Annotated in this window: 13 protein-coding genes and 1 pseudogene; 9 read left to right on the forward strand and 5 right to left on the reverse strand. The window is 69.1% G+C overall.

Annotated elements, in window-relative coordinates; all coding sequences use genetic code 11:
- The 4 genes from JL475_RS13710 to JL475_RS13725 form a co-directional block, all read left to right on the forward strand.
- The coding region (locus JL475_RS13710; protein WP_202277874.1) for a multifunctional oxoglutarate decarboxylase/oxoglutarate dehydrogenase thiamine pyrophosphate-binding subunit/dihydrolipoyllysine-residue succinyltransferase subunit at positions 1 to 3,510 on the forward strand (3,510 nt) is incomplete at its 5' end.
- 90 nt (positions 3,511 to 3,600) lie between these two features.
- On the forward strand, positions 3,601 to 3,783 hold the full coding sequence (locus tag JL475_RS13715) for a DUF6104 family protein (RefSeq protein WP_019058231.1): 183 nt from the start codon (positions 3,601 to 3,603) through the stop codon (positions 3,781 to 3,783).
- A 389-nt stretch (positions 3,784 to 4,172) separates the two neighbouring features.
- A complete protein-coding gene (locus tag JL475_RS13720) occupies positions 4,173 to 5,057 on the forward strand; it encodes a DUF4097 family beta strand repeat-containing protein (protein ID WP_202277875.1) in 885 nt (294 codons plus the stop codon).
- Between the two features lies 1 nt (position 5,058).
- Positions 5,059 to 6,108: a PadR family transcriptional regulator gene (locus tag JL475_RS13725; RefSeq protein WP_202277876.1), complete on the forward strand. Its 1,050-nt coding sequence runs from the start codon at positions 5,059 to 5,061 to the stop codon at positions 6,106 to 6,108.
- A gap of 123 nt (positions 6,109 to 6,231) precedes the next feature.
- Here the strand turns inward: JL475_RS13725 and JL475_RS13730 are convergent, their stop codons facing one another.
- Positions 6,232 to 7,197, reverse strand: coding sequence for a zinc-binding dehydrogenase (locus JL475_RS13730; protein WP_202277877.1), 966 nt, complete (start codon positions 7,195 to 7,197; stop codon positions 6,232 to 6,234).
- A 196-nt stretch (positions 7,198 to 7,393) separates the two neighbouring features.
- Positions 7,394 to 8,632, reverse strand: coding sequence for an NADP-dependent malic enzyme (locus JL475_RS13735; protein WP_202277878.1), 1,239 nt, complete (start codon positions 8,630 to 8,632; stop codon positions 7,394 to 7,396).
- Positions 8,633 to 9,216: 584 nt separating this feature from the next.
- Between JL475_RS13735 and JL475_RS13740 the strand changes: the two genes are divergently transcribed.
- From JL475_RS13740 to JL475_RS13750, 3 genes are read left to right on the forward strand one after another with little or no spacing between them, the layout of a single operon-like run.
- Positions 9,217 to 10,185 carry an ABC transporter substrate-binding protein gene (locus JL475_RS13740; protein WP_202277879.1) on the forward strand — a complete coding sequence of 323 codons (969 nt, stop codon included), beginning with the start codon at positions 9,217 to 9,219 and terminating at the stop codon, positions 10,183 to 10,185.
- A 37-nt stretch (positions 10,186 to 10,222) separates the two neighbouring features.
- Positions 10,223 to 11,161 carry an amino acid ABC transporter permease gene (locus JL475_RS13745; protein ID WP_202277880.1) on the forward strand — a complete coding sequence of 313 codons (939 nt, stop codon included), beginning with the start codon at positions 10,223 to 10,225 and terminating at the stop codon, positions 11,159 to 11,161.
- On the forward strand, positions 11,158 to 11,931 hold the full coding sequence (locus JL475_RS13750) for an amino acid ABC transporter ATP-binding protein (RefSeq protein ID WP_272932926.1): 774 nt from the start codon (positions 11,158 to 11,160) through the stop codon (positions 11,929 to 11,931). Before JL475_RS13745 ends, JL475_RS13750 begins: the two co-directional genes overlap by 4 nt.
- 90 nt (positions 11,932 to 12,021) lie before the next feature.
- On the opposite strand, the gene JL475_RS13755 is transcribed toward JL475_RS13750, so the two are convergent.
- Positions 12,022 to 12,804 carry a trans-aconitate 2-methyltransferase gene (locus JL475_RS13755; protein ID WP_202277881.1) on the reverse strand — a complete coding sequence of 261 codons (783 nt, stop codon included), beginning with the start codon at positions 12,802 to 12,804 and terminating at the stop codon, positions 12,022 to 12,024.
- Positions 12,805 to 12,904: 100 nt separating this feature from the next.
- Between JL475_RS13755 and JL475_RS13760 the strand changes: the two genes are divergently transcribed.
- Positions 12,905 to 13,555 (forward strand): CGNR zinc finger domain-containing protein, encoded by a 651-nt coding sequence (locus tag JL475_RS13760; RefSeq protein WP_202277882.1) that lies wholly within the window; start codon positions 12,905 to 12,907, stop codon positions 13,553 to 13,555.
- Here JL475_RS13760 and sodX read toward each other — a convergent pair.
- Positions 13,438 to 13,872, reverse strand: a complete 435-nt coding sequence (gene sodX / locus JL475_RS13765) for a nickel-type superoxide dismutase maturation protease (RefSeq protein ID WP_202277883.1) — start codon at positions 13,870 to 13,872, stop codon at positions 13,438 to 13,440. The genes JL475_RS13760 and sodX overlap by 118 nt on opposite strands.
- 145 nt (positions 13,873 to 14,017) lie before the next feature.
- Between sodX and sodN the strand changes: the two genes are divergently transcribed.
- Complete coding sequence (gene sodN, locus JL475_RS13770; protein ID WP_003992892.1) at positions 14,018 to 14,413, forward strand: superoxide dismutase, Ni; 396 nt, start codon at positions 14,018 to 14,020, stop codon at positions 14,411 to 14,413.
- 7 nt (positions 14,414 to 14,420) lie between these two features.
- Here sodN and JL475_RS41450 read toward each other — a convergent pair.
- A pseudogene (locus JL475_RS41450) lies at positions 14,421 to 14,546 on the reverse strand (site-specific integrase); the annotation flags it as partial.
- Between the last annotated feature and the right edge of the window lie 114 nt (positions 14,547 to 14,660).

Here is a 14,660-nt window from a genome sequence, read left to right on the forward strand (position 1 = left end):
GCCGCGGCGCCGGCCGCCAAGGCCCCGGCGCAGGTGCCCGCTCCGGCGAAGGCCGCCACCGCCCCCACCCCGGCCGCCCCCGCCAAGCCCGCCGCCGCGAAGGCCCCGGCCGCCAAGGCGCAGCCCGCCGACGAGGCCAAGCAGGGCCCCGAGCAGGTGACGCTGCGCGGCCCGTCCGCGGCCGTCGCGAAGAACATGGACGCCTCGCTGGAGGTGCCCACGGCCACGTCCGTGCGCGCGCTCCCGGTGAAGCTCCTGTTCGACAACCGCATCGTCATCAACAACCACCTCAAGCGTGCCCGCGGCGGGAAGATCTCCTTCACCCACCTCATCGGCTACGCGATGGTCCAGGCCATCAAGGCGATGCCGTCGATGAACTGGCACTACGCGAAGGTGGACGGCAAGCCCACCCTGGTGAAGCCGGAGCACATCAAGTTCGGCCTCGCCATCGACCTGGTCAAGCCGAACGGCGACCGCCAGCTGGTCGTCGCGGGCATCGAGAAGGCCGAGACGCTGAACTTCTTCGAGTTCTGGCAGGCCTACGAGGACATCGTCCGTCGCGCCCGCGACAACAAGCTGACGATGAACGACTTCACCGGCGTCACCGTCTCGCTGACCAACCCCGGCGGCCTGGGCACCGTCCACTCCGTGCCCCGCCTGATGCAGAACCAGTCGGTCATCCTGGGCGTCGGCTCCATGGACTACCCGGCCGAGTTCCAGGGCACCAGCCAGGACACCCTCAACAAGCTCGGCATCTCGAAGGTCATGACGCTCACGTCGACCTACGACCACCGGGTGATCCAGGGCGCCGCCTCGGGAGAGTTCCTGCGCGCGGTCGCGAACCTCCTGCTCGGCGAGAACGACTTCTACGACGAGATCTTCGAGGCGCTGCGCATCCCCTACGAGCCGGTCCGCTGGCTCAAGGACATCGACGCGTCCCACGACGACGACGTCACGAAGGCCGCCCGCGTCTTCGAGCTGATCCACTCCTACCGGGTCCGCGGCCACGTCATGGCCGACACCGACCCGCTGGAGTACCGCCAGCGCAAGCACCCCGACCTGGACATCACCGAGCACGGGCTCACCCTCTGGGACCTGGAGCGCGAGTTCGCGGTCGGCGGTTTCTCGGGCAAGACCCTGATGAAGCTGCGCGACATCCTGGGTGTGCTGCGCGACTCGTACTGCCGCACCACCGGCATCGAGTTCATGCACATCCAGGACCCGAAGCAGCGCAAGTGGATCCAGGACCGCGTGGAGCGCACGCACTCCAACCTGGAGCGCGAGGAGCAGCTGCGCATCCTGCGCCGGCTGAACGCCGCGGAGGCGTTCGAAACCTTCCTGCAGACCAAGTACGTCGGCCAGAAGCGCTTCTCCCTGGAGGGCGGCGAGTCCGTCATCCCGCTGCTGGACGCCGTTCTGGACTCGGCCGCCGAGTCCCGTCTCGACGAGGTCGTCATCGGCATGGCCCACCGCGGCCGGCTGAACGTGCTGGCCAACGTCGTGGGCAAGTCGTACGCGCAGATCTTCCGCGAGTTCGAGGGCAACCTCGACCCGAAGTCGATGCACGGCTCCGGCGACGTGAAGTACCACCTGGGCGCCGAGGGCACCTTCACCGGTCTCGACGGCGAGCAGATCAGGGTCTCCCTGGTCGCCAACCCGTCCCACCTGGAGGCGGTGGACCCGGTCCTGGAAGGCGTCGTGCGCGCCAAGCAGGACATCATCGGCAAGGGCGGCACGGACTTCACCGTCCTGCCGGTGGTGATCCACGGCGACGCGGCCTTCGCGGGCCAGGGCGTGGTGGCCGAGACCCTGAACATGTCGCAGCTGCGCGGCTACCGCACCGGCGGCACGGTCCACGTCGTCATCAACAACCAGGTCGGCTTCACCGCCGCTCCCGAGTCCTCGCGCTCGTCGATGTACGCGACGGACGTGGCCCGCATGATCGAGGCCCCGATCTTCCACGTGAACGGCGACGACCCGGAGGCCGTGGTCCGCGTCGCGCGGCTGGCCTTCGAGTTCCGCCAGGCGTTCAACAAGGACGTGGTGATCGACCTCATCTGCTACCGCCGCCGCGGTCACAACGAGTCGGACAACCCGGCCTTCACGCAGCCGCTGATGTACGACCTGATCGACAAGAAGCGCTCGGTGCGCAAGCTGTACACCGAGTCCCTCATCGGTCGTGGCGACATCACCCTGGAAGAGGCCGAGCAGGCGCTGCAGGACTACCAGGGCCAGTTGGAGAAGGTCTTCACCGAGGTCCGCGAGGCGGCGTCCCGGCCGTCGGCCGCCGAGCCCTCGGAGCCGCAGGCCCAGTTCCCGGTGGCGGTGAACACGGCGGTCACCTCCGAGGTCGTCAAGCGGATCGCCGAGTCGCAGGTCAACATCCCCGACCACGTCACCATCCACCCGCGTCTGCTGCCGCAGCTGCAGCGCCGGGCGGCGATGGTCGAGGACGGCACGATCGACTGGGGCATGGGCGAGACCCTCGCGGTCGGCTCGCTGCTCCTGGAGGGCGTCCCGGTCCGGCTCTCCGGCCAGGACTCGCAGCGCGGCACCTTCGGCCAGCGCCACGCGGTCGTCATCGACCGCCAGACGGGTGCCGAGTTCACGCCGCTGCTGTACCTGTCCGAGGACCAGGCCCGGTACAACGTCTACAACTCCCTGCTCTCCGAGTACGCGGTGATGGGCTTCGAGTACGGCTACTCGCTGGCCCGCCCCGACGCGCTCGTGATGTGGGAGGCGCAGTTCGGCGACTTCGTCAACGGCGCGCAGACGGTCGTGGACGAGTTCATCTCGTCGGCCGAGCAGAAGTGGAACCAGACGTCCGGCGTGACCCTGCTCCTGCCGCACGGCTACGAGGGTCAGGGCCCGGACCACTCCTCGGGCCGCCCGGAGCGGTTCCTGCAGCTCTGCGCGCAGAACAACATGACGGTCGCGATGCCGACCCTCCCGTCGAACTACTTCCACCTCCTGCGGTGGCAGGTGCACAACCCGCACCACAAGCCGCTGGTCGTCTTCACCCCGAAGTCGATGCTGCGTCTGAAGGCGGCGGCCTCGAAGGCGGAGGAGTTCACCACGGGTCAGTTCCGCCCGGTCATCGGCGACGACTCGGTCGACCCGGCCGCGGTCAGGAAGGTCGTCTTCACCGCCGGCAAGGTCTACTACGACCTGGACGCCGAGCGGCAGAAGCGCGGCATCACGGACACGGCGATCATCCGCCTCGAGCGCCTGTACCCGCTGCCGGGTGCCGAGCTCCAGGCGGAGATCAAGAAGTACCCGAACGCCGAGAAGTACCTGTGGGCCCAGGAGGAGCCGGCGAACCAGGGTGCCTGGCCGTTCATCGCGCTCAACCTGATCGACCACCTCGACCTGGCCGTCGGCGCCGACGTCCCGCACGACGAGCGTCTGCGCCGCATCTCGCGTCCGCACGGCTCGTCCCCGGCCGTCGGTTCCGCGAAGCGGCACCAGGCCGAGCAGGAGCAGCTGGTGCGTGAGGTGTTCGACGCCTGACCGACGCCGTCACGGGTCGTTCCCGACCGGGCCGCACCCCCTCTCCGGGGGTGCGGCCCGGCCCGTTTGCGCACACATATCCTTGTCCTCATGTACTTCACTGACCGTGGCATCGAGGAACTGGAGAAGCGGCGCGGCGAGGAGGAGGTCACCTTCGAGTGGCTCGCCGAGCAACTGCGGACGTTCGTCGACCTCAACCCCGACTTCGAGGTGCCGGTGGAGCGCCTGGCGACATGGCTGGCCCGGCTGGACGACGACGAGGACGACGAGTAGGCGAGTACACGGGTAGCCGAGTAGCCGAGTAGCCGAGTAGCCGGGTAAACGAACAGGGGGCATTCGGTCGCGCAGCGCGCCATGAGCCGACCGGGGCGTTCCCGCCCGCTCCAGCCCCTCTCGCCACTCCCGGCCCCGGCTTCCGGCCTGGGACCGTTCCGTCGACACGGCCATACACCAGGGCATTTCGCCCCTCCTGCATGAGGACTGATCACCAGAACGAGTGCCTTGACTTTCCCTGGCCGCGATATATCGTGAATCACGTGAGACGCGATATGGCGCGTCGGGGTTCTTGCGTGCCGGGTGCCCGTCGCCGGTGCCACTCCCGGTCGGCCGTCCCGTCGCCTCGCCGTCCGGCAGTCAGGCAGTCCGGCCCAGGAGGTTCCACCATGTTCGAAAGGTCCGTCTCGGAGCCCGTGAAGCTCACGTTCGACGAGCCGGTGAGCGAGCTCCGCATACGCATCGTCAACGGAACGGTGAACGTGGTGGGGACGGACGAAGGTTCCGCCCGCCTGGAGGTCTCCGAGATCGAGGGGCCGCCCCTGGTGGTCACCCAGCAGGGCGGCACCCTCACGGTGGCCTACGAGGACCTGCTCTGGAAGGACTTCCTCAAGTGGCTGGACCGCAGGGGACGGCACCGCAGCGCGGTGGTCTCGCTGGCGGTTCCGGCGCAGGCGCGGGTCGAGGTGGGGGTGGTCGGTGCCGGGGCCGTGGTCTCCGGGGTCAAAGGGCCGTCGGTGGTGCGGGGAGTCACGGGCGACACGACGCTGGTCGCCCTCTCCGGCCCGGTCCGCGCGGACACGGTGTCCGGGAGCGTCGAGGCCCAGTCCGTCACCGGTGACCTGCGGTTCAACTCGGTCTCCGGCGATCTCACCGTGGTCGACGGGTCCGGGTCCACGGTGCGGGCGGACTCGGTCAGCGGCTCCATGATCGTGGACCTCGCTCCCGACGGTCCCACCGACATCCGGCTGGCCAGCGTCTCCGGCGAGATCGCGATCCGACTGCCCGATCCGGCGGACGCGGAGGTCGAGGCCAACACGGCGAGCGGCTCCGTCTCCAACGCCTTCGACGGCCTGCGGGTGCACGGCCAGTGGGGCGCCCACAAGATCACCGGCCGGCTGGGTGAGGGCAACGGCAAGCTGCGGGCCACCACCGTCTCCGGTTCCATCGCCCTGTTGCGCCGCCCGCCCCGCGAGGAGGAGAGCGAGCCGCAGGACGCACCGGCCACGGCCGGCGGAACGACCGACGGCACGACCGACAAGAAGGTGCTCTGACATGGCCCCCGTCTTCGCCCACGGACGCCTCCGTCTCTACCTGCTGAAGCTGCTGGACGAGGCCCCGCGCCACGGCTACGAGGTGATCCGCCTCCTCGAGGAGCGCTTCCAGGGGCTGTACGCACCGTCGGCGGGCACGGTCTACCCGCGCCTGGCCAAGCTGGAGGCGGAGGGCCTGGTCACCCACGCCACCGAGGGCGGCCGCAAGGTGTACTCCATCACGGACGCCGGCCGTGCCGAACTGGCCGACCGCAGTGGTGAACTGGCCGATCTGGAGCTGGAGATCCGGGAGTCGGTCGCCGAACTCGCCGCCGAGATCCAGGCCGACGTCCGCGGCGCGGCCGGCGACCTGCGCCGCGAGATGCGGGCCGCCGCCGGCCAGGCCCGCCAGGGGCGGGACGCGGAGAAGGCGACCGAACCCGACCACGGCCCCGGCGACTTCACGGGCCCCGGCGAGAAGGACGCCTGGCAGGCCGCCAAGGAGGAGATGCGGCGCGCCAAGCAGGAGTGGAAGGAGCAGGCCCGGCGCGCCAAGGACGAGAGCCGCCGCGCCCGCGACGAGGCTCAGCGCGCCCGCCGTCAGGCCAAGGAGGCCCAGGACCGGGCCACCGCCCAGGCCCAGGAGGAGGTGCAGCGCATCGCCCGGCGGGTGCAGGAGCAGATGCAGGACCACTTCTCACGCGGCGACTGGCCGACCGGCCTGCGCGAGGGGCTGGGTGAACTGGTCAAGGAGGTGGGCGAGTTCGGCAAGGACTTCGGCTTCGGCCGCACCGGCACGGAGAGCGGCACCCCGACGCCCGGACCGTCGTACTCCCAGACCCCGGAGGACTTCCCGGCCGACTACACCCCGGCCTGGGCGCACGAGGGCGCCACGGACTCCCCCGGCGACCCCGCGCGGGACCTGGACCGGCTGCTGGACCGGTTCCGGGACGACATCCGCGACGCGGCCCGCGACCACGGCATCACCCCGGATCAACTCCGCGACGCCCGTCGCCATCTGTCCACGGCGGCAGCCCAGATCGGGGCACTGCTGCGCACGCCGAAGCCCTGACCCTTCTCCCCCGTACAGGACCCTCGTCAGGGACTCGTGGGTGGCCCTGTGATCGGTTCCGACGGCCGGCCCGGAGTCCGGACCGGCCGTCGACACGAACTGCGCACCCTGTGACCCGCGAACCTACGGAGCCGTGAGCACGATCTTGCCGAACTGCCCGCCCGCCTCCATCCGCTCGAAGCCTTCCCGCGCCCGGTCCATGGGCAGTACCTCGTCGATGACGGGGCGCACACCGGTGGCGGCGCAGAAGGAGAGCAGGTCCTCCAACTCGTCCTTGGTCCCCATCGTCGACCCGACGACCTTGAGTTCCAGGAAGAAGATCCGGGTCAGCTCGGCGTGCGAGGGCCGGTCCCCGCTCGTGGCCCCGGAGATGACGAGCGTGCCGCCGGGCCGCAGCGACTTCACCGAGTGGGACCAGGTCGCGGCCCCCACCGTCTCGATGACCGCGTCGACCCGCTGCGGCAGCCGGGCCCCGGGCTCCAGCGCCTCCACCGCGCCCAGTTCCACGGCCCGCTTCCGCTTCGCCTCGTCCCGGCTGGTGGCGAACACGCGCAGCCCCGCGGCCCTGCCCAGCACGATCGCGGCGGTGGCGACGCCTCCGCCGGCCCCCTGCACCAGGACGGAGTCACCGGGCCGCACCCCGGCGTTGGTGAACAGCATCCGGTAGGCGGTCAGCCAGGCCGTGGGCAGGCAGGCCGCCTCCTCGAAGGACAGTTCCTTCGGCTTGGGCAGAACGTTCCAGGTGGGCACGGCGACCTGCTCGGCGAACGTGCCGGGGTAGCGCTCCGTGAGGATCGACCGGGGCTCGTTCGGACCCACCCCATGGCCGGTCTGTCCGATCACGGAGTGCAGGACGACCTCGTTGCCGTCCTCGTCGACCCCGGCGGCGTCGCAGCCGAGGATCATGGGCAGTTTGTCCTCCCCCAGGCCCACACCCCGCAGGGACCACAGGTCATGATGATTGAGTGAGGCGGCCTTCACGGTCACGGTGCTCCAGCCGGGACGGGCCTCGGGAGCCGGGCGCTCTCCCAGCTCCAGACCGGAAAGCGGCTGGTCACGGTCGATTCGGGCGGCGTAGACAGCGAACATGACCTTGACGATAGGCCGCCCGTCCCTTTGACGGAACAACGCGGCACTGTGAGCCACACCTTCTTGCCGGCACGCCGCACCGCACCACGGCGCCCCGCCCGCCTTCCGGCGCCCGGCCCGCGCTGTGTGCCCGGCCGCCGGGGAAAACAGTCGGCCCCGTCCACCCGAGGACGGGGCCGACACAGCTCCGCACGTCTCAGCGGCGGGCGACGCCCTCCGCACGGGCGGCCGCGGCCACCGCCGCGGCCACCGCCGGAGCGACCCGCTCGTCGAACGGGGACGGAATGACGTAGTCGGCGGAGAGGTCGTCCCCCACCACCGACGCCAGCGCCTCGGCCGCCGCCAGCTTCATGCCCTCGGTGATCCGCGAGGCACGCACCTGCAGCGCCCCCGCGAAGATCCCCGGGAACGCCAGCACGTTGTTGATCTGGTTCGGGAAGTCCGACCGTCCGGTGGCCACGACCGCCGCGTACTTGTGCGCGATCTCCGGGTGCACCTCGGGGTCGGGGTTGGCCATGGCGAAGACGAAGGCGCCCTTCGCCATCGACGCCACCGCCGACTCCGGCACCGTGCCGCCGGAGACGCCGATGAAGACGTCGGCCCCGTCCAGCGCGGTCTCCAGCGAACCGGAGATGCCGGCCTTGTTCGTGAACGCCGCCACTTCCCGCTTGATCGGCGTGAGGTCGTCACGCTCGCGCGAGACGACGCCCTTGCGGTCGGTCACCGCGACATCGCCGATCCCGGCTTCGACCAGCATCTTGGCGATCGCGACACCGGCCGCGCCGGCGCCCGAGATCACGGCCCGCAGATCACCCAGCGCCCGCCCGCTCAGCCGCGCCGCGTTGCGCAGCGCCGCCAGCGACACGATCGCCGTGCCGTGCTGATCGTCGTGGAAGACCGGGATGTCCAGCCGCTCCTGCAGCCGCCGCTCGACCTCGAAGCACCGGGGCGCCGAGATGTCCTCCAGGTTCACCCCGCCGAAGGACGGAGCGAGCCGGACCACGGTCTCGACGATCTCGTCCACGTCGGTGGTGTTCAGCGCGAGCGGAACCGCGTCCACGCCGCCGAACTGCTTGAAGAGGATCGCTTTTCCCTCCATCACGGGGAGGGAGGCCTCGGGGCCGATGTCACCGAGTCCCAGCACGGCCGTACCGTCGGTGACGACGGCGACGACCGAGGACTTCCAGGTGTAGTCGTGGACGAGTTCCGGCTGCTCGGCGATCGCGCTGCACACCTTCGCGACGCCGGGCGTGTAGGCCAGGGACAGATCGTCCCTGTCACGGAGCGGCACGGTGGCCTGCACAGCCATCTTGCCGCCGCGGTGCAGCGCGAATGCCGGGTCGATGGACTCCAGGGGCTCGGCCCCGCCGTCCTGTTCGGTATGACCGTTCCGGCTTTCGCTGTCGCTGCGAGGATTGACAATCTCCGCTGCCACTTGGTTGACCCCTTAATCGTTCTTGGTTTGAGGGTTGCCGCTCCGGGTGAGGAGCGGGCGGGACCGCGCAGGGCCCGGTGGGTTGATGCGTCGGGCACAGACGCGACGGGCGCGCCGCACACGCGCCCTGGATCCCCGGATGAGGGGTGTAAAGCACCTTCTTACCGGACGGACGCCTTCGGCGACGAGTCCATAACGCAAAGGTCACATGCGGGCGCCAGGGTTCATCATCTGATTTCAGGACAATCCACTGACAGATGGTTGACAAACGCTCGAGACATGGCAAACACCCTGGCTGGGCGACCAATACCACGCCATGTACCGGAGATCTTCCGGTCGGAACGAAGTATTCCCGCAGACCGTCCGGCCGTGTTGGAACGAATCAGTGCGGTTCGAGCGCCACCCGTTATCCGATTTTGACATGGCGACCCCACTGGATGGAGCAGTCCGAATGGCAAGATGCGGTAATCACACGAGGTCGCGACACTCGAAGACGTGTGCTCCCGTCGACCCGCGGCACTGCCGGTCCCCATCGGCAGTGGCCGAACCCATCGGCATTCCACTCATCCGCCGGAGGAACCACCATGGCCGCACGCACCACCCGTCGTACCCCCGCCGCCAAGTCCCGACTGGCAGCGGTCGGCGCGATCGCGGTCGCAGGCACTCTGCTCATCACCGGCTGCGGTGACCAGACCAAGGACAACGGCTCGAAGAGCAGCGACACCGCCTCGACGAGCGCCGCCCCGCTGGCCGACAAGCTGCCCCAGTCGATCCGTGACAAGGGCGTCATCAAGGTCGGTTCGGACATCGCGTACGCCCCGGTCGAGTTCAAGGACGACTCCGGCAAGGTGGTCGGCATCGACCCCGACCTCGCGGCCGCCATGGGCAAGCAGCTCGGCGTGACGTTCGAGTTCCAGAACGGCACCTTCGACACCCTTATCGGCGGCCTCGCATCCAAGCGCTACGACATCGCGATGTCGGCCATGACCGACACCAAGGAGCGACAGGAGGGCATCGACGCCAACACCGGCAAGAAGGTCGGCGCCGGCGTCGACTTCGTCGACTACTTCACCGCGGGCGTCTCGCTCTACACCAACAAGGGCGACGACCAGGGCATCAAGACCTGGGACGACCTGTGTGGCAAGACCATGGCGGTCCAGCGCAACACCTTCTCCCACGACCTCGCCAAGGAGCAGGCGCAGAAGTGCGAGAAGGACGGCAAGAAGACTCTGAAGATCGAGGACTTCGCGACCAACCCCGAAGCCGAGACCCGGATGCGCTCCAAGGGCGCGAACGTCGTCTCCGCTGACTTCCCGATCGCCGCGTACTCCGTGAAGAACTCCGGCGGGGGCAAGTACTTCGAGATCGTCGGCGACCAGGTCGAGGCGGGCCCGTACGGCATCGCCGTCGCCAAGGACAACACCGAGCTGCGGGACGCTCTGCAGGCGGCCGTCCAGGCGGTCATCGACAGCGGCGAGTACACGAAGATCGTGGAGAAGTGGGGTGTCGCAGACGGTGCGATCACCGAGGCCAAGATCAACGGCGGCTCCTGAACCGTCCCGTTCGACGTGGCTCTGAAAGGCTCCATCTGTGACTGCTGACGTCAACAGGACGACCGGTCCCGACGCAATGCCCCCCGCCGGGCCGGAGGCCATCAAGGCTGTTCCGGTCCGGCACCCGGGGCGGTACGTGTCCGCGGTCGTCGCGCTCGCCCTTCTGGGCGCGGTCGTCTATGCCTTCGCGCAAGGCAAGATCAACTGGGGTGCGATCCCCGAGTACTTCTTCGACGACCGCATCATCGACGGTGTCCTGAACACCCTGCTACTCACGGTGCTGTCGATGGTGATCGGCATCGCCGGCGGCATCCTGCTCGCCGTGATGCGCCTGTCGAAGAACCCGGTAACCTCGTCGATCGCGTGGTTCTACATCTGGTTCTTCCGTGGCACACCGGTCCTGGTCCAGCTCTTCGTCTGGTTCAACCTGGGCCTGGTGTTCGAGTACATCAACCTGGGTCCGGTCTACAAGGACTACTGGTCGTCCTTCATGACGCCGCTGCTGGCGGCGTTGCTCGGCCTGGGCCTCAATGAGGCCGCCTACATGGCCGAGATCTGCCGCGCCGGTCTGCTCTCGGTCGACGAGGGACAGACCGAGGCGTCGCACGCCCTGGGAATGAGCCACACGAAGACGCTCCGCCGGATCGTCATCCCGCAGGCGATGCGCGTCATCGTGCCGCCGACCGGCAACGAAGTGATCAACATGCTGAAGACGACCTCGCTCGTCTCGGCTGTACAGTTCTACGACCTGTTCAAGGAGGCCCAGGACATCGGCCAGAACGCGGGCTCACCGGTCGAGATGTACTTCCTGGCAGCCGCCTGGTACCTGATCATGACCTCGATCCTGAGCGTCGGGCAGTACTACATCGAACGGCACTACGCCCGCGGTTCGAGCCGCTCCCTGCCGCAGACACCGCTGCAGCGCTTCAAGGCCGCGGTCCTTCCCACTCGCCGCCCGAAGGGAGTCGCGGTATGAGCCAGTCCTCCCCCGCCATGGTCAAGGCCGAGGGGGTCCACAAGTCCTTCGGCCCCGTGGAGGTCCTCAAGGGCATCGACCTGGAGGTGAAGTCCGGCGAGGTGTTCTGCCTCATCGGCCCCTCCGGCTCCGGCAAGTCCACCTTCCTGAGATGTATCAACCACCTCGAGAAGATCAACGCCGGGCGTCTGTACGTCGACGGGGAGCTGGTCGGCTACCGCCAGAAGGGCGACAAGCTGTACGAGCTCAAGGACAGCGAGGTCGCGCTGAAGCGCCGGGACATCGGCATGGTCTTCCAGCGCTTCAACCTGTTCCCGCACATGACGGCGCTGGAGAACGTCATGGAGGCGCCGGTACAGGTCAAGGGCGTGGGCAGGGGGCAGGCCCGGGAGCGTGCGGGGCAGCTGCTGGATCGCGTGGGCCTGGCCGACAAGGCCGGGAACTACCCCTCCCAGCTCTCCGGTGGCCAGCAGCAGCGCGTGGCGATCGCGCGGGCGCTCGCCATGGACCCCAAGCTGATGCTGTTCGACGAGCCGACCTCGGCACTCGACCCGGAGCTGGTCGGTGACGTCCTCGACGTCATGCGCGACCTGGCCGAGTCGGGCATGACCATGATCGTCGTCACCCACGAGATGGGCTTCGCCCGCGAGGTGGGCGACAGCCTGGTCTTCATGGACGGCGGCGTGGTGGTCGAGTCCGGCCACCCGCGCGACGTCCTGACCGACCCGCAGCACGAGCGCACGAAGTCGTTCCTGTCCAAGGTGCTCTGACACCGCGCACGGGTACGCACGGGGCGAAGGCCCATGGCGAGGGGGCGGCACGGATCTCCGTACCGCCCCCTCGCCATGGATCCGCGTGGCTCACTTGAGCGCCAGCAGCAAGGTGTCCGAAGGGGAGCACCACACCGGTCGGGCCTCGGCGAACCCCTTCTCGCGCAGCACGCGCGCGTGCCACGCCGCGGACGGCATGTCGCCGTCGGCGTGCTCGCCGTAGATCTCGAAGCGGCGGGCGGTGGGCTCGGCGAGGGCGGGGTCCTTGGCGGCGAGCTGCCACCATTCGGCCCAGTCGAGGACGGCACCCTTTTTGGCCTTTTTGGCCTGATCCATGCGTGCGTGGCGCAAGGCGCGCTCGGCCGCGTTGATCCCGGGGGTCGTCTCGTCGATCATGTGGTCCGCGTTCATGAAGACACCGCCGTCACGGACGAGGCCGGCGACCCGTCCGTAGAGATCCGCGAGGGGTTCGTTGTGCAGCCAGTGGAGGGCGGTCGCAGTCAGCACGGCGTCGTAGGAGTCGTGGGGGAGCCCCGTCGGCCAGTCGGGGTCCTTCAGGTCGGCCGTCACGAAGGTGACCCGCGGGTCGCCCGCGAAGGTGCCCTCGGCGATGGTGAGCAGCGCCGGGTCCAGGTCGACGCCGGTGCTGGTGGCGTCCGGGAACCGGGCGAGCAGGCGGGCCGTGATGGTTCCCGTGCCGCACGCGAGGTCCAGCACACGCGGGGAGGTGCCGACGACGGCCTCCACCATGTCGAGCATGACTCGCAGCCGCTCCTCGCGGTCGGGCATGTACCACTCCTGCTGCCGGTCCCAGCTCTCCTGCCAGGCAGGCCAGTCGGCGGCGGTGGTGGTCCCGGTGTCCGCGTCCGTCATGAATCCGCTCCTTCACCCATGCCACGTAATACCCTGTAAGCGCGATCGCCTGTTACTCAAGCGCTGACATGACCATAAAGCCACCACGTAAGGACTGCAAGTGGAACTGGCCTATTACTCGGACTATGCCGTGCGCCTCGTCAACACCGAGGAACCGGCCCGGGGCAAGGACACCCTGACCTCGGTGGAGGCCGTGCGCGCCCTGTTCGGCGCCAACCAGTCCGCGGCGCGGCGCGCGACCGATGCGGACGTGACCCGGTTCCGCTCGGTCCGGGCCCGGCTGCGTGCGGTCTTCGAGGCGGCGGACAGCGGCGACGAGACGCTCTCCGTCGACCTGCTGAACTCGCTGCTGCTGGAGTTCCCGGTGAGCCCGCAGATCTCCGGGCACGACTTCCGTGACGACGACGGCCGTCCGCTGTGGCACATGCACCTGGCCGACCATCCGTCCAACGCGACCGCCGGCTACGCCGCCATCGCCGCGATGGGCCTCGCCTTCCACCTCACCGAGTACGGCGTGGACCGCCTCGGCCTGTGCGAGGCCCCGCCCTGCCGCAACGCCTACCTCGACACCTCGACCAACCGCTCCCGGCGCTACTGTTCCGACCGCTGCGCCACCCGGGCCAACGTGGCCGCCTACCGCGCCCGCAAACGCCTGGAGGCCGAGCGGGCGGAGAACACCGGCCGCACCGCCGACAGCACCCAGCCCACCAGCGCCAGCGGCGACCGCCGACCCGGTCTGCGCGGCCGGTAGCGCAGACGGACCCGGCCGAGCACCAGATCGTCGGGCACCACTCCGTAGTCGGTGCTGTCACCGCCGGCGTACGTGTTGTCCCCCAGCACCCACCAGCCGCCCTCGCGCCGTTCGGCGGCCCGCTTCACCACGAGCAGGTCCTGCTGGAACGGGTGCCGCAGCACCACCACGTCGCCCGGCTTGATCCGGGCCCCGTAATGCACCAGGAGCCGGTCCCCGTGGTACAGCGTGGGCACCATGGACGGCCCCGTCACCTCGGCCACCCCGAAGGGCAGCGGTGCCCCCGCCCGCTCGGCATCCTGCGACAGCTCCGGCATCACCCGGCACCTCCCCGGTTCTTCCTCCACCAGTCTCAGTCTGTCCCCCGACTTTTGTCCTAGGCCCCCGGGGGCACTCGCCAAATCCACTCCTCCACGGAGTAATGTCCCCTGTGAGAAGACGATCACGAGGAAGGATTGCTCCATGCTTTCCCGCCTGTTTGCCCCCAAGGTCAAGGTCAGCGCCCACTGCGACCTGCCCTGCGGCGTGTACGACCCCGCCCAGGCCCGCATCGAGGCCGAGTCGGTGAAGGCCGTCCAGGAAAAGATGGCCGGCAACGACGACCCGCACTTCCAGGCCCGCGCCACCGTCATCAAGGAGCAGCGCGCCGAGCTGGCGAAGCACCACGTCTCCGTGCTGTGGAGCGACTACTTCAAGCCCCCGCACTTCGAGAAGTACCCGGAGCTGCACCAGCTGGTCAACGACACCCTGAAGGCCCTGTCGGCCGCCAAGGGCTCGACCGACCCGGCCACCGGCCAGAAGGCGCTGGACTACATCGCCCAGATCGACAAGATCTTCTGGGAGACGAAGAAGGCCTGATCTTCGATCATGCTCTCTGACCTGCGATTACTTCGGTTGCAGCGTCTCCCTGTCCGCACCCGGTCCGCAGGCCGCCGAGCACGGCGTCCATGACGGTCCGGGTGCGGTCTTCTTCGCCCGGCCAGAGGTGGGCGAGGAGGGCGGGCCCATCACCGAAACCGGCGTCCGCGAGTTCCGCGTGGAGCCATGGCCGACGCAGTTGATCTTGAATGGCGGAGGACCCCGGCGGGTGGGCCGGAGCCCTGTC

Source organism: Streptomyces sp. M2CJ-2 (assembly GCF_016757295.1).
Lineage (GTDB): Bacteria > Actinomycetota > Actinomycetes > Streptomycetales > Streptomycetaceae > Streptomyces.

Excerpts from the sequence above, each read along its gene's own strand:
- JL475_RS13715 (WP_019058231.1), top strand. The coding sequence starts at position 3,601 with ATGTACTTCACTGACCGTGGCATCGAGGAACTGGAGAAGCGGCGCGGC.
- JL475_RS13720 (WP_202277875.1), top strand. The coding sequence starts at position 4,173 with ATGTTCGAAAGGTCCGTCTCGGAGCCCGTGAAGCTCACGTTCGACGAG.
- JL475_RS13725 (WP_202277876.1), top strand. The coding sequence starts at position 5,059 with ATGGCCCCCGTCTTCGCCCACGGACGCCTCCGTCTCTACCTGCTGAAG.
- JL475_RS13730 (WP_202277877.1), bottom strand. The coding sequence starts at position 7,197 with ATGTTCGCTGTCTACGCCGCCCGAATCGACCGTGACCAGCCGCTTTCC.
- JL475_RS13740 (WP_202277879.1), top strand. The coding sequence starts at position 9,217 with ATGGCCGCACGCACCACCCGTCGTACCCCCGCCGCCAAGTCCCGACTG.
- JL475_RS13750 (WP_272932926.1), top strand. The coding sequence starts at position 11,158 with ATGAGCCAGTCCTCCCCCGCCATGGTCAAGGCCGAGGGGGTCCACAAG.
- JL475_RS13755 (WP_202277881.1), bottom strand. The coding sequence starts at position 12,804 with ATGACGGACGCGGACACCGGGACCACCACCGCCGCCGACTGGCCTGCC.
- sodX (WP_202277883.1), bottom strand. The coding sequence starts at position 13,872 with ATGCCGGAGCTGTCGCAGGATGCCGAGCGGGCGGGGGCACCGCTGCCC.
- sodN (WP_003992892.1), top strand. The coding sequence starts at position 14,018 with ATGCTTTCCCGCCTGTTTGCCCCCAAGGTCAAGGTCAGCGCCCACTGC.